The sequence below is a fragment of the Burkholderia stagnalis genome (genome assembly GCF_039848545.1).
Lineage (GTDB): Bacteria > Pseudomonadota > Gammaproteobacteria > Burkholderiales > Burkholderiaceae > Burkholderia > Burkholderia stagnalis.
Window position 1 is genome coordinate 292,337 of sequence record NZ_CP156687.1, and the last position, 13,236, is coordinate 305,572.

The window sequence follows — 13,236 nt, forward strand, 5'->3', positions numbered from 1 at the left end:
TTTGCCGCCGTTTGACGGGCGGCCGAAATGGTCGCCGCGACAGAATCGATACCCATGACGATCATCGTCCGTGACGCCGTGGCCGCGGATGCGCCGGCCTTGCGCGAACTGTTCCTGCGTTCGAGACGCGCGACCTTTGTCTGGCAGGCGGACGACGCGTTCGCGCTGGCGGATTTCGACACGCAGACGCAAGGCGAACGGCTGCGCGTGGCCGAGGATGAAGCCGCACGACTCGTCGGCTTTGTCGCGGTGTGGGAGCCGGACCATTTCATCCATCACCTGTATGTGGATACGCCGCAGCTGCGGCGCGGCATCGGCCGCGCGCTGCTGCATGCGTTGCCGGGCTGGCCGGCAACGCGCTACCGGCTCAAGTGCCTGCGCGCGAACGAAGCGGCGCTGGCGTTCTATCGCGCGTGCCGCTTCGTCGAGGTCGGCGCCGGCTGCGCGGACGACGGCGAATATCTGTTGCTGGAGTCGGGCGGCGAGGGGGGGGAACGCGCCAGGCGGGCTGCGCAAAGGGGTAGCCGACGACCAACAGCGTCGACGTGCACGCGAATGGTTTGAAATACTTCAAAAGCCCTCGTAGGTTGGTTCATGCGCGTATCCGTGTTTTCCCTTATGCAGGAAAGCCGCCGCAAGCCGATGTTGCAGACAAGGCGTGAAAAACCAATACGAGGGCCATCATGACGACGCCGGAAACCAGCGGCAGCAGTCTCACCCCCGATGCAACAGCCGACGCGACGCAGCCGGCCGACGGCGTGCCTGCCGCGCCCGTGATCCTGCTCGTCGACGACGAGCCTGCCGTGCTGTCGGCGCTCAGGCGGCTGCTGAGGCCCGCGCGCTACGAGGTGCTGACCGCCGACGGCGGCGAGGCGGCGCTCGAAATCCTGTCGTCGACCGAAGTCGACCTGATCGTGTCGGACATGCGCATGCCGCACATGAGCGGTGCGGCGTTCCTCGCCCGCACGCGGGCGCTGTACCCCGACACGATGCGCATCCTGCTGACCGGCTATTCGGAAATCGACTCGGTAGTGCAGGCGATCAACGAAGGCGGCATCTATCGCTACCTGAACAAGCCGTGGGACGACCACGACCTGCTGCTGACGATCGAGCAGGCGCTCGAGCAGCGGCGCCTGCGGCACGAGGCCGCGCGGCTCGCGGCGCTCACGCAGGCGCAGAACGAAACGCTGCGCCAGTTCAACGCGGAACTCGAAACCCAGGTGCGTGCGCGCACCGAGGAACTGGGGCAGACCGTGATGTTCCTCGAGGCGGCGCAGCGCGATCTGAAAAGCAATTTCACGGCGATGGTGCAGGTGTGCGCGAGCATGATCGAGATGCGTTGCGGGGCCGCCAGCGGGCAGTCGATGCGCATCGGCGAAATCGCGCGGCATCTCGCGCTCGCGTCCGACATGTCGAGTCTTCATGCGCAGGACGTCTACTACGCCGGGCTGCTGCACGGGATCGGCAAGCTGTCGCTGCCCGATGAATTGCTGCACAAGCCGCTGACCCGCATGACGACGGACGAGCTGCGGCTGTTCCTGCAGCATCCGCTGCGCGGGCAGATGGTGCTGACGCCGGTCGCGCAGCTTCATCAGGTCGCGTTGATCGTGCTGCACCAGTACGAACGGTTCAACGGGCGAGGCACGCCGAACGGCCTCGTGGGCATCGATATTCCGCTCGGCGCGCGGATCGTCGCGGTCGCGCGCGATTTCGAGGCGCTGCGCCTCGGCGAGATCGGCCCGCCGCATTCGGTCGAGCAGGCGCTCGACGCCATCACGTCGCAGGCCGGCGTGCGCTACGACCCGCAGATCGTCGAACGCTTCGTGACGCTGATGCGGGAGCCCGCGACACTGGGCATCGCGTCGTCCGTGTCGGAAGTGAAATCCGGCCAGCTGCGCGAAGGGATGCAGCTCGCGGACGATCTGCGCACGCATCGCGGCGTGCTGCTGATGACGAAGGGCAGCGTGATCTCGGCGCATCAGATCGATCTCGTGCGCCGCTTCGAAGCGCGGGAGGGCACGCCGTTCGACATCCTGGTGCTTGCCGCGAGCGCGCCGAAGCCCGCGCCGCCGGCGGGCGACGTGGCCGGTTAACGGCGGCGCGGCACGGTCGCCGCGACGCGCGACTGGCCGCGCGGCTTGGCACAACCGCACTTTCACCTGACCGGGTGCGACCATGCACGGCACTTACCAACTGTCGCTCGTCCTGCTGTCGCTCGCGATCGCGACGCTGGCTTCGTATACGGCGCTCGATCTGGCCAGGTTCATTTCGCTGCTCGACAAGCCGAGGCTCAAGCGCGCATGGCTGGGCGGCGGCGCGGCCGCGATGGGCACCGGCATCTGGTCGATGCACTTCGTCGGGATGCTGGCGTTTTCGCTGCCGATTCCACTCGGCTACGACCTCGTCGACACGGGGATCTCGCTGGCGATCGCCGTGCTCGTGTCGTACTTCGCGCTGAGCGTGGTGACGCGCGCGACGCTGCCGCGGCTCCGGCTGCTTGCCGGCGGCGTGCTGATGGGCGGCGGGATCGCCGGCATGCATTACATGGGTATGGCCGCGATGCACATGCAGCCGGGCATTCGCTACGATGCCGCGCTGTTTGCCGCGTCGATCGGCATTGCGGTGCTGGCGTCGACCGTCGCGCTGTGGCTCGCCCAGACGCTGCGCACGCGGAACACGGGGTTCGCGAGCGCGCGACGCGCGGGCGCGGCCACGCTGATGGGCGTCGCGATCAGCGGCATGCACTACACGGCGATGGCGGCCGCGCACTTCGCGCCGGACGCGCGCTGCGGCGCCGCGAAAGGCATCGACGCGCCGTGGCTGGCGACGACGGTCGCGCTGTTCACGCTGGCGATCCTGGTCGTGACGCTGATGCTGTCGCGCTTCGACGCGCGCACGATGTTCCTGAGCGGCATCGCCGACATGCTCGACGATCTGGTGCAGCGGCGCACGGCGGAGCTCAAGCACGCGCTGCGCCGCTACGAGCTGACGACCGAGCTGCTGCAGCGCACCCGCGCGCACATGGCGCGCGAGATCGAGGAACGCAAGGCGGCGCAGGCGCGCCTCGAACAGGAGAAGGACGAGCAGCGGCGCCTGCTGCACGCGCTCGAGGAAACCCACGTGCAGCTGCTGCAGTCGGAAAAGCTGGCGTCGATCGGCCAGCTCGCGGCCGGCGTCGCGCACGAGATCAACAACCCGATCGGCTTCGTCAGCGCGAACCTCAATACGCTGAAGACCTGGGTGCGCGGCCTGCTCGACGTGGTCGCCGCGCACGAGGCCGCGATGGCGAGGCTCGACGCCGATACGCGCGACGCGCTGGCGGCTGCGGGGCGCGCGGCGGATATCGATTACATCCGCGACGAGATCGCGACGCTGATCGAGGAATCGATCGACGGGACGATGCGGGTGCGGCGCATCGTGCAGGACCTGCGCGATTTCTCGCGTCCGGGCAGCGACGAGTGGAGTGTCGTCGATATTCACGCGGGGCTCGAGAGCACGCTGAACGTGGTTCACAACGAACTCAAGTACAAGGCCGATATCGTGCGCGAGTATGGGGACGTGCCGCAGGTCGAGTGCTTGCCTTCGCAGTTGAATCAGGTGTTCATGAACCTGCTCGTCAATGCGGCGCAGGCGATTTCCGGGCGAGGGGTCATCACGATTCGCACGACGAGTGATGGCGACCACGTGACGATCGCGATCAGCGATACGGGAAAGGGCATGTCGCCCGACGTCGTGCGCCGGATCTTCGATCCGTTCTTCACGACCAAGCCGGTCGGGCAGGGGACCGGGCTCGGGCTGTCGGTGTCGCACGGCATCGTCGAGCGTCATCGCGGAGTGATCGAGGTGACGAGTGAACCGGGGTGGGGGTCGACGTTTTCGGTTCGGTTGCCGGTGCGGCGGGTGAGGGATGAGGCGGGGGTGGAGGCGTTGCGGGATGAGGCGTGAATGCGTCGGTAGTACCGCTTTCGATCGCAACTAACGGTCTAGCCCGCGTGGATCCGCCGAGCGCGCCCCGGTATCCCGGGGCGCGGCAAGGGCTTACAGGCCCGCGACGCGGATTGTCGCCGGAAAAGGCTAGGCCGGCAGCGGCCGAAAATAAGGGCCGGTATTCCAGCCCTTATGGCAGGCTCGCATGCTCGCCTTCTACCGGCGCGCCGTGTGTCAACGTTCGAAAATTACAACTTCATCGACACGTGGATTGGAGGGTCAGGTGTATCCACTCCCATCCCCTGGATGACACGGTAGAGTTCCACGAGGGCTTTTTCCTTTTCTACGTCGTGTCCACCGACGACATGGGTCATCTGGGAAGCAGACAATTCGTCCTCCTGATGCAGGTCAACAATAGTCAGCGAGTTCATTTTGGATCTCCATTCAAAAGAAGCTTGGTAGCAAGGTTCGAGCAGTTGTCATTTACTGCTCGCTCACTACCGTGCACGATCTGCGCCAACTCGCCTCCGGCACGCACCGCGGCGTAACGTACTGTTTAATATAGAAATTTCAAACCTCTCGCTTCTATATCGGCGATTCGGGGTATGCGACATGTTGGCTATATTCCAACACGCGACAATCTTCTGTTGGTTATTCAAAAACAGTGCTTACCGACCGATACTGTCCGATCGATCACCGACAGCCTGCCCCGCGTTCCCCGAAAATCCCCGAAGAGCCAAAAAGATTGCCGGGGAACGCGGCGCGGATCTTGAGGAGGATGCATTCGTCGTCGCGATACCTGTAAGCACGGCAACAGTCGAAGTATGCTGTGACCCGATTAGCTGGAGAAAGAGGAAGCAACAACCATGATCGCTCTGCGTTCGCTGACTGCGATGCTTTCGCTGCTGGCGCTGGTCGCGTGCGCCAGTCTTCCGCCGCAGGGCGACCGCGCACCGGCGCATGCGCTGACCGACACCGCGGACACGCGCCTCGGCATCGCATTCGCGCCGCTGGCGAAAGCGCATCCCGGGCAGGACGCGTTTCATCTGCTGCGCAACCCGGTCGACGCGCTGGACGCGCGCGTGCTGCTCGCCGATCGCGCTGACCGCTCGCTCGACCTCCAGTACTACATCTGGCACGACGACCTGACCGGCCACACGCTGGCGGACGCGGTCATGCGCGCCGCGGACCGGGGCGTGCGGGTGCGCGTGCTGCTCGACGATCTCGGCACGAACGCGGACGACCGCAAGCTGCTCGAGATCAGCGCGCATCCGCACATCGAGATCCGGCTCTTCAACCCGGTTGCCGCGCGCACGTTCAAGAAGATCGGCGCGGCGCTCGAGTTCTCGCGCGTGAACCGGCGCATGCACAACAAGGCGATGATCGCGGACAACCAGGCCGCGATCGTCGGCGGCCGCAACATCGGCGACGAATATTTCGGCGCATCGTCGATGCTGGAGTTCGGCGATCTCGACGTCGTCGTGCATGGCCCCGTCGTGACCGACATCTCGACCGAATTCGATGCGTTCTGGAATTCCCCGTATGCGTATCCGATCGACGCGCTCGTCGGGCACGAAGCCGCGCCGGGCGGCCTGGACCGGGAGCGCGAACGGCTGCGCGACTACATGCGGGCGATGGAAGACAACCCCTACGTGCTCGAGGCCAGGCAACGGCTCGACCAGATCGTTCATGGTCAGGGCACCGAATGGTCGTGGGGGCGCGCGACCGTCCTGTACGACGACCCTGCGAAGATCGCGCATGCTCCGAACGACAGCGAAGGGCACCTGATGCCGAAGCTGCGGGCACTCGCGCTGCAGCCCGAGCACGAACTGCTGATCGTGTCGCCGTATTTCGTCCCCGGCAAGGACATGATCGAGCGGCTGCGCGCGCTCATCGCGCGCGGCGTGCGCGTGACGGTGCTGACCAACTCGCTCGCTTCCACCGACGTGGCGGCCGTTCATGCCGGCTACCGGCGCTATCGCCGCGATCTCGTCGAGGCCGGCGTGCGGCTGTACGAGCGGCGGCCCTCCGGCGACAAGAGCATCTCGAAGCAGGTCGTGTTCGGGTCGTCGCGTGCGTCGCTGCACGCGAAGACGTATGTGTTCGACCGCAAGGGCATCTTCATCGGCTCGATGAACCTCGACCCGCGCTCGCTGAAGCTCAATACCGAAATCGGCGTGTATTGCGAGAACCCCGAGATCGCGTCCGACGTCGCGGCGGATCTGGAATCGAGGCTCGACGCGATCGCGTGGCGCGTGGTGGCAACCACCGATCCGGCCGGGCACAGGCAGCTCGAATGGATTCAGACCCATGCGGACGGCACGACGACCCGGCTCGACACGGAACCGGAAGTCTCGGCGGCGCGCCGGATGCAGATCTGGCTGCTCGGGCTGCTGCCGATCGAGTCGCAGCTCTGATCGCACAGGCATCAGAAAATCTGATCGAAGCATTCAAAACAACGCGTTGGCCCGATCGTCGAACGGCTTGCATACTGGCTGCATTCATTCATGCGGCCGCACGCGCGGCGGGGACGACATCATGCCGGCCACCTACGATGCATTCCGACAACTGGGCATGCGGCTCGACATGTCGCGTGGCAAGCCCGCGCCCGAGCAGCTCGACCTGGCGAGCGCGCTGTTCGCGGCGGCCGGCGACGCGGGGCATCTGTCGCGAGACGGCTTCGATTGCCGCAACTACGGGCAGGCGCTCGGGTTGCCGGAAGCGCGTGAGTTCGGCGCGGCGCTGCTCGACGTCGATGCGGCGCAGGTCGTCGCGGCCGGCAATTCGAGCCTCGCGCTGATGCACGACGCGCTCGCGTTCGCGGTGTTGTTCGGGGTGCCCGATGCACCGGCGTGGCGTACGCAGCGCGATGTCGCGTTCCTGTGTCCCGTGCCCGGCTACGACCGGCATTTCTCGATCTGCGAGGCGCTCGGCATCCGCATGATCCCGGTGCCGATGCGCGACGACGGCCCCGACATGGCCATCGTCGAGGCGCTCGTGCGCGACGATCCGTCGATCAAGGGCATCTGGTGCATGCCGTTGTACAGCAATCCGAGCGGTGCGATCTATTCGGCCGACACCGTCCGGCGGCTCGCGTCGATGCCGGCCGCGGCGGCCGATTTCCGGCTGCTCTGGGACGACGCCTATCGATTCCATCACCTGACCGACGTGCCGCATGCGACGCCGAACGTGATCGACGCGTGCGCGGCATCCGGATATCCGGATCGCGCGCTGGTGTTCGCGTCGCTGTCGAAGGCGACGTTCGGCGGCGCCGGCGTGGCGTTTCTCGCGTCGTCGCGACGCAACGTCGACTGGTGGCAGCGGCATCAGTCGATCCGCACGATCGGCCCGGACAAGCTGAACCAGCTGCGCCACGTTCATGCATTGCGCGATCGCGCGGGGCTCGACACGTTGATGGCGCGCCATCGCGCGCTGCTGAAGCCGAAGTTCGACGCGGTGCATCACGCGTTCGGCGCGCATTTTGCGGATCTGCCCGACGTGTCGTGGACGCGGCCGGAAGGCGGCTATTTCATCAGCCTGTTCGTGCCGCCGGGGCATGCGAAGCGCACGGTCGCGCTCGCGGCCGCAGCCGGGCTCGTGCTGACGCCTGCCGGCGCCGCCTTCCCGTACAGCGACGATCCGGACGACCGGCATCTGCGGATCGCGCCGTCGTTTCCGTCGCTCGACGAGGTGCGGCGCGCGGCGGACGGCATTGCGCTGTCGGTGCGGCGTGCGATGGAAGCGGGTTGAGTCCTCAACCCGTCCCGGTCGGTCGAGCCGTCAGCGCCGGAAGCATTGCGCGATCCGCGCGCCCGCGACATCGAACAGGCGCCGGGCGCCGGGCGTCAGCCCGCACATGTGGATGCACGCGTGAAGCATGCCCGGCAGCCATTCCACCTGTACCGGCACGCCGGATTGCCGCAGTTTCTCCGCATAGGCTTCGGCCTCGTCGCGCAGCGGATCGTATTCGCAAACCAGCAGCGTCGCCGGCGGCAGCCCTGCGTGTGTCGCCGCGCGCAGCGGCGACACGTAGGGCGAGCGGCCGTCGGCCGGATCGGCAAGGTACGTGTCGAAGCAATAGCGCATGACATCCGACGTGAGGTAATGGCCTTGCCCGTATGTCCGGTAGGACGCCGTGTCCATCGACGCATCCAGCGGCGGGTACAGCAGCAATTGATGCGCGATCGGCGGGCCGCCCTCGTCACGCGCGACCAGGCATGCCGCCGCCGCCAGATTGCCGCCGGCACTGTCGCCGCCGACGGCGATCCGCGCCGGGTCGATGCCGAGGCCGGCCGCATGCGCAAACACCCAGGCCAGCGCGTCGCAGACATCCTCCAGCGGCACGGGGAACGGATGTTCGGGCGCGAGCCGGTAGTCCACCGACAGCACGACGCATTGCGTTACGTTCGCCAGCGCATGGCACGGGTTGTCGTAGAGCGCGAGCGTCCCCAGGCACCATCCGCCGCCATGGGCATACACGATCGCCGGAACCGGCGATGCGCTGTTGTCGATGGCCGCCGGCCAATAGGCGCGCACGCGTATCGATTGCCCGTCGCGCACGGGCACTGCGTACGTTTCGGTGCGAGCCACGGTTTCCAGCGGGCCATGCAAGGCCCGTAACGACGCATCCGTTGCCGCGCGCAATTCGGCGAGCGACGCGGGCGAACCGGCGGCGGGCAATTGATCGAGCCATGCGGCAAGTCGCGGGTCGAGCGGCATGTTCAACGGCTCCGTTCGAGGAAGGGCAGCAGGTGGCCGATGAACGCATCGGCCGCTTCTTCCATGATGAAATGCCCGCAATCCGGCACGACGATACCCTGCAGGTCGACGGCGTGATCGCGCAACGTGATCAGCGGCGCATCGTGCGTCGCGTGCTCGGCGCCGATGGCGAGCACGGGCATGCCGAGCTTGCGCTCCGCGCGCGCGAGGTTCTGGCGGATCGTTTCGGGAATGGCCCGGTAATAGGCGAAGCCGCCGCGCAGGCCGCCGGGCGCCGCATACGCTTGCGCGTAAACATCGACGGCCACGCAGTCGCGCCGGAACGACCAGCGATCGAACATGAAATCGAGGTACGCGCGCTCGCGCCCGGCGATCAGCGTCTCGGGCAGGTCGGCGAGCTGATTGAACATGAAGTGCCAGAGGAAGATGTTGTCCGCCGGCGGCACGAAGATCGGCGGCGCGGGAGCCAGGCCCGGAATCACCGCCTCGGTGAGCGCCAGCGCGCGCACCGCGTCGGGCCGGTCGCTGGCCAGCGCATACGCGACCCACATGCCGACGTCGTGACCGGCCACCAGGTAGGTGTCGAAGCCGAGCTGCACCATCGTGCGATGCAGCGTGGCGGCGGTATGGCCCGTGTCGTAGCCGGTATCGGGGCGGTCGGAATAGCCCGTGCCGGGCAGGTCGACGGCGATCGCCATGAAGCCCTGTTCGGCCAGCGCATGCATCACATGACGCCATGCATACCAGGTCTGCGGCCAGCCGGGAATCAGCAGCACCGGGGTGCCGCTGCCCGCGGTGACGCAATGGATGCGATGTCCGTCGATGCGTACGTATTGATGAGCGAAGGCGGCGGATTGCGATGGATTCTGGTTCGACATGGATAGTTATCCGTATGAATGAAGTCCGTCAGGCGATGCCCAGCATCGCGTCGATCTGCTGGCGGTTCACCGACGCGCCGGCGAAGTCGTCGAAGATGCGCTCGGTCACGCGGATGATGTGGCGGTCGATGAATTCGGCGCCTTCGCGCGCGCCGTCCTCCTGGTTCTTCAGGCAGCACTCCCACTCGAGCGTGGCCCAGCCCGCATAGTCGTATTGCGCAAGCTTCGAGAAGATCGCCTTGAAATCGACCTGGCCATCGCCGAGCGAGCGGAAGCGCCCGGCGCGCTCGACCCACGATGCATAGCCGCCGTAGATGCCCTGTCGGCCGCTCGGCACGAACTCGGCATCCTTGACGTGGAACATGCGGATGTGTTCGCGGTAGATGTCGATGTAGTCGAGGTAATCGAGCTGCTGCAGCACGAAATGGCTCGGGTCGAACAGGATCTTGCAGCGCGCGTGCTGGCCGACGCGTGCATGGAAGCGCTCGAAAGACACGCCGTCGTGCAGGTCTTCGGCCGGATGGATTTCGTAGCAGAGGTTGACGCCGTTTTCGTCGCACGCATCCAGAATGGGCCGCCAGCGGCGGGCCAGTTCGTCGAAGGCGGCGTCGATCAGGCCATCGGGCCGCTGCGGGAACGGGAACAGGTACGGCCAGGCGAACGAGCCCGAGAACGTGCCCATCTCCGTCAGCCCCAGCCGGCGCGACGCGCGCGCCGCGCGTTCGAGACGATCCTGCGCCCACGCCGTGCGCGCGGCCGGGTTGCCGCGCAGCGCCGCCGGCGCGAAGTTGTCGCACATCGCGTCGTATGCGGGGTGCACCGCGACCAGCTGGCCGAAGATGTGCGTGGTCAGCTCGCTGATCACGAGGCCATGCTCGGCCAGCATGCCCGTCACGTCATCGCAATAGGCCTGGCTGTCCGCGGCGGTGGCCACGTCGAACAGCCGCGTCTCCCACGCGGGAACCTGCAATGCCTTGAAACCTTTGTCCGCGGCCCATTGCGCCACGCCGGCCAGGCTGTCGAACGGCGCGACGTCGTCGGCGAACTGCGCGAGATGGAGACTCGGGCCCTTGATGGTACGCATGTTCAACTCCTATTATTTGTCGAGCGACAAAGAATAGGGCGAGTGAATATCGCGTGTCAACCGCGTCGCGCGATAAAATCCGGGCGAGTCGAAATCAGCGAACAGGAGAGGTGATGGCAGGACGGCCGAGAGAATTTGATCGCGACCTTGCGCTGAAACGGGCGATGATCGCGTTCTGGCGGCGCGGCTACGAAGGCACGTCGATGTCCGATCTGGTCGATGCGATGGGGATCGCATCGGCACGCATCTACGCGGCCTTCGGCAGCAAGGAAGCGCTGTTCCACGAGGCGGTGGCGCTCTATGAGAAAGGCGACGGAGGTTTCGCCGATCGTGCGCTCGCCGAGGAGGCCGGCATTCGCGCCGCGATCGAACGGATGCTGCGTGACGCCGTTGCCGCCTATACGAAGCGCGGCCAGCCGCATGGCTGCATGGTGGTGTCAGCCGCCACCAACTGCACGGCCGAGAACGACGGCGTGATGGAGTGGCTCGCGGCGCTTCGACGCGCCCGCACGCAATCGATCGTCGCGCGCCTGCAACAGGCGATGGAGCAGGGGCAGCTCAAGCCCGCGACCGACGTGAAGGCGCTGGCCGACTTCTATGCGACGCAGCTGCACGGCATCTCCGTGCAGTCCCGCGACGGGGTGTCGAAGGATCGTCTGCTGGCGTCGATCGGCCCGGCGATGATGCCGCTGGAGATGGCCGTGCGCGAGAAGGCCTGAGTCGCATCGAACGCCCCGGCCCGATGTGATCGGCCAGGGCGCATTCCGGTTGAAGTGGGGGCGATTCGTTCAGGCATGGGTCATGCGCGCATACGACACGATCATCGTCGCCAGTTCCTGCGCAACCGGCGTCAGCGGGACGCTGGCGCGTTGCAGGACGCTGACGCTGGATTCCGCCGCCCGCTCGGCGATTGCAATCGACTCGAGTTCTCCCCCGAACAATCGATATCGTGTGACGATTGACGGCTCCAGCGACAGCCAGTCCGTTTCGCTCACGAGATGCAGCGTATCGAATAGCGCCTCGGTCGTTACGACGATATTGGGCGGTGCAAGTCCGTGTTCGGCAAATAACGTTGTCAGCCGGTTCACGGGTGGCGCTGTCGACGAGCCCGGCTGGCGGGTGGCGATCCACTTGCAGTCGGCGAGCTCGGCGAGCGTTGTCGCATGCTGAAGCGGATGCCCGCGTCGGCATACGACGACAGGATCGGATCGGTACAGTGGCGTCACCGCCAAGTCCTGCGTATCGGTTGCGGGACCGACCAGTGCGACCGCAAAGTCCAGCGCCCCATCGCGCAGCCATGAGATCATTTTGCGCGACGTCCCGTTGAGCAGGTGCACCGACACCTGCGGAAAGCGCGTGCAATACTGTTCGAGCACGGGGGCGAGTGTCTGGATCATCGGTTCGGTGGTCATGCCCAGGACCACGCTTCCGCCAAAGTCGCCTCGCAGCTGCCGCATTTCGCTATCGGCGCGATCGCACTCGCCGAGAATCGCGCTGGCGCGCGCCAGAAGCCGCTCCCCATACTTGGTCAACACGATGCCACGATTCGTGCGCTCGACAAGCGGTACCCCCAGTGCAAGTTCGAGATTCTGCAGCTGCTGCGTGACGTTGCTTTGAGTCACTTTGAGTGCGCGCGCCGCGCCACGCAGGCTGCCATGCTCGATGATCGCGGCGAACACGCGCAACTGAGTGAGGGTCATGATCGTGTGGCCCGATCAGTAAAAGCGATCATGATAATCGAAATGATGCTTCGCAGTGCTTCTCTTGCACACTAGGATAGCGAGGAATTTTTCAAGAGAAACGCGATCGTGAAGAAATTCCTGCATGTCATGATGATCGGAATGACGGTCATGAGCCTGCTCTGCACCGCGCCCGGCGCGCGTGCGAACGATAAGGGCATGGTCCGGTTCGGCATCGATCCCAACTACCCGCCGATGGAGGCGAAAGCCCCTGACGGCAGCATCCGGGGCTTCGACGTCGATCTCGGCGACGAAATCTGCAAGCGCATCCGCGCCCATTGCAAATGGGTGGAGCTGGAGTTTTCCGGGATGATCCCGGCGCTTCAGGCGCGGAAGATCGACGCGATCCTCTCTTCAATGGCGATCACCGAGAAACGCGCCCAACAGATTGCGTTCTCGTCGAAGCTCTATCAATTCAGGTCGCGCATCGTCGCGCGCAATGGGGCGGGGCTTGGCAGCGACGCGAGGTCGCTCTCCGGCAAACGTATCGGGGTGCAATCCGGAACGCAGTTCGAGAGTTATGCGTTGGCACAATGGGTTCCGCACGGCGTGATCGTCGTGGCATATAAAGGCCAGGACGAAGTGTTCGCGGATCTCGTCAACGGCCGTATCGACGGCGCATTGCTCGGCACGGTCGAAGCCGATCAGGGATTCCTGAGCACGCCGAGAGGAAAGGGCTTCGGGTTTGCCGGCCCGGCACTGTCGATGGGCGACAAGGGCGTCGGGATCGGCATGCGCAAGAGTGATCTCGCGCTCAGGGAATCGATCGACGCCGCGATCGCGTCGATGCTCGCGGATGGAACATATACGCGCATCGCTCGTCGCTATTTCTCGTTCGATACCTACGGCGACTGACCTGGCACGATGATTCGACAGCGTCCCCCTTACC

The 13,236-nt window shown here is 65.7% G+C and carries 12 protein-coding genes; 7 read left to right on the plus strand and 5 right to left on the minus strand.

Annotated elements, in window-relative coordinates; genetic code table 11:
• The first annotated feature begins 54 nt into the window (after nt 1-54).
• From ABFO07_RS32015 to ABFO07_RS32025, 3 genes are all read left to right on the plus strand, one after another.
• Nucleotides 55-564, plus strand: coding sequence for a GNAT family N-acetyltransferase (locus ABFO07_RS32015; protein ID WP_347469904.1), 510 nt, complete (start codon nt 55-57; stop codon nt 562-564).
• A gap of 119 nt (nt 565-683) precedes the next feature.
• The gene (locus tag ABFO07_RS32020; protein WP_060149269.1) at nt 684-2,093 is read left to right on the plus strand and encodes an HD domain-containing phosphohydrolase; all 1,410 of its coding nucleotides are present in this window, start codon (nt 684-686) and stop codon (nt 2,091-2,093) included.
• Between the two features lie 82 nt (nt 2,094-2,175).
• On the plus strand, nt 2,176-3,945 hold the full coding sequence (locus ABFO07_RS32025; protein ID WP_059920030.1) for a histidine kinase: 1,770 nt from the start codon (nt 2,176-2,178) through the stop codon (nt 3,943-3,945).
• Between the two features lie 230 nt (nt 3,946-4,175).
• Here the strand turns inward: ABFO07_RS32025 and ABFO07_RS32030 are convergent, their stop codons facing one another.
• Nucleotides 4,176-4,358: a hypothetical protein gene (locus ABFO07_RS32030; RefSeq protein WP_059806349.1), complete on the minus strand. Its 183-nt coding sequence runs from the start codon at nt 4,356-4,358 to the stop codon at nt 4,176-4,178.
• Nucleotides 4,359-4,793: 435 nt separating this feature from the next.
• On the opposite strand from ABFO07_RS32030, the gene ABFO07_RS32035 reads away from it, so the two are divergent.
• Together ABFO07_RS32035 and ABFO07_RS32040 are read left to right on the plus strand one after the other, a co-directional pair.
• A complete protein-coding gene (locus tag ABFO07_RS32035; protein ID WP_059920032.1) occupies nt 4,794-6,344 on the plus strand; it encodes a phospholipase D family protein in 1,551 nt (516 codons plus the stop codon).
• A gap of 121 nt (nt 6,345-6,465) precedes the next feature.
• Nucleotides 6,466-7,677, plus strand: a complete 1,212-nt coding sequence (locus ABFO07_RS32040) for an aminotransferase class I/II-fold pyridoxal phosphate-dependent enzyme (protein ID WP_347469906.1) — start codon at nt 6,466-6,468, stop codon at nt 7,675-7,677.
• A 30-nt stretch (nt 7,678-7,707) separates the two neighbouring features.
• On the opposite strand, the gene ABFO07_RS32045 is transcribed toward ABFO07_RS32040, so the two are convergent.
• From ABFO07_RS32045 to ABFO07_RS32055, 3 genes are read right to left on the minus strand one after another with little or no spacing between them, the layout of a single operon-like run.
• The gene (locus ABFO07_RS32045; protein WP_060149266.1) at nt 7,708-8,646 is read right to left on the minus strand and encodes an alpha/beta hydrolase; all 939 of its coding nucleotides are present in this window, start codon (nt 8,644-8,646) and stop codon (nt 7,708-7,710) included.
• Nucleotides 8,647-8,648: 2 nt separating this feature from the next.
• The gene (locus tag ABFO07_RS32050) at nt 8,649-9,524 is read right to left on the minus strand and encodes an alpha/beta fold hydrolase (RefSeq protein WP_347469908.1); all 876 of its coding nucleotides are present in this window, start codon (nt 9,522-9,524) and stop codon (nt 8,649-8,651) included.
• 28 nt (nt 9,525-9,552) lie between these two features.
• The gene (locus ABFO07_RS32055; RefSeq protein ID WP_060149302.1) at nt 9,553-10,608 is read right to left on the minus strand and encodes a sugar phosphate isomerase/epimerase family protein; all 1,056 of its coding nucleotides are present in this window, start codon (nt 10,606-10,608) and stop codon (nt 9,553-9,555) included.
• A gap of 113 nt (nt 10,609-10,721) precedes the next feature.
• Between ABFO07_RS32055 and ABFO07_RS32060 the strand changes: the two genes are divergently transcribed.
• Nucleotides 10,722-11,327 (plus strand): TetR/AcrR family transcriptional regulator, encoded by a 606-nt coding sequence (locus ABFO07_RS32060; RefSeq protein WP_059564865.1) that lies wholly within the window; start codon nt 10,722-10,724, stop codon nt 11,325-11,327.
• 69 nt (nt 11,328-11,396) lie between these two features.
• Here ABFO07_RS32060 and ABFO07_RS32065 read toward each other — a convergent pair whose 3' ends face one another.
• The gene (locus ABFO07_RS32065; RefSeq protein WP_059920042.1) at nt 11,397-12,308 is read right to left on the minus strand and encodes a LysR family transcriptional regulator; all 912 of its coding nucleotides are present in this window, start codon (nt 12,306-12,308) and stop codon (nt 11,397-11,399) included.
• Nucleotides 12,309-12,458: 150 nt separating this feature from the next.
• Between ABFO07_RS32065 and ABFO07_RS32070 the strand changes: the two genes are divergently transcribed.
• A complete protein-coding gene (locus ABFO07_RS32070) occupies nt 12,459-13,202 on the plus strand; it encodes a transporter substrate-binding domain-containing protein (protein WP_414136955.1) in 744 nt (247 codons plus the stop codon).
• Nucleotides 13,203-13,236: the final 34 nt, after the last annotated feature.

Excerpts from the sequence above, each read along its gene's own strand:
- ABFO07_RS32065 (WP_059920042.1), bottom strand. The coding sequence starts at position 12,308 with ATGACCCTCACTCAGTTGCGCGTGTTCGCCGCGATCATCGAGCATGGC.
- ABFO07_RS32040 (WP_347469906.1), top strand. The coding sequence starts at position 6,466 with ATGCCGGCCACCTACGATGCATTCCGACAACTGGGCATGCGGCTCGAC.
- ABFO07_RS32070 (WP_414136955.1), top strand. The coding sequence starts at position 12,459 with ATGAGCCTGCTCTGCACCGCGCCCGGCGCGCGTGCGAACGATAAGGGC.
- ABFO07_RS32050 (WP_347469908.1), bottom strand. The coding sequence starts at position 9,524 with ATGTCGAACCAGAATCCATCGCAATCCGCCGCCTTCGCTCATCAATAC.
- ABFO07_RS32020 (WP_060149269.1), top strand. The coding sequence starts at position 684 with ATGACGACGCCGGAAACCAGCGGCAGCAGTCTCACCCCCGATGCAACA.
- ABFO07_RS32060 (WP_059564865.1), top strand. The coding sequence starts at position 10,722 with ATGGCAGGACGGCCGAGAGAATTTGATCGCGACCTTGCGCTGAAACGG.
- ABFO07_RS32045 (WP_060149266.1), bottom strand. The coding sequence starts at position 8,646 with ATGCCGCTCGACCCGCGACTTGCCGCATGGCTCGATCAATTGCCCGCC.
- ABFO07_RS32030 (WP_059806349.1), bottom strand. The coding sequence starts at position 4,358 with ATGAACTCGCTGACTATTGTTGACCTGCATCAGGAGGACGAATTGTCT.
- ABFO07_RS32015 (WP_347469904.1), top strand. The coding sequence starts at position 55 with ATGACGATCATCGTCCGTGACGCCGTGGCCGCGGATGCGCCGGCCTTG.
- ABFO07_RS32055 (WP_060149302.1), bottom strand. The coding sequence starts at position 10,608 with ATGCGTACCATCAAGGGCCCGAGTCTCCATCTCGCGCAGTTCGCCGAC.
- ABFO07_RS32035 (WP_059920032.1), top strand. The coding sequence starts at position 4,794 with ATGATCGCTCTGCGTTCGCTGACTGCGATGCTTTCGCTGCTGGCGCTG.
- ABFO07_RS32025 (WP_059920030.1), top strand. The coding sequence starts at position 2,176 with ATGCACGGCACTTACCAACTGTCGCTCGTCCTGCTGTCGCTCGCGATC.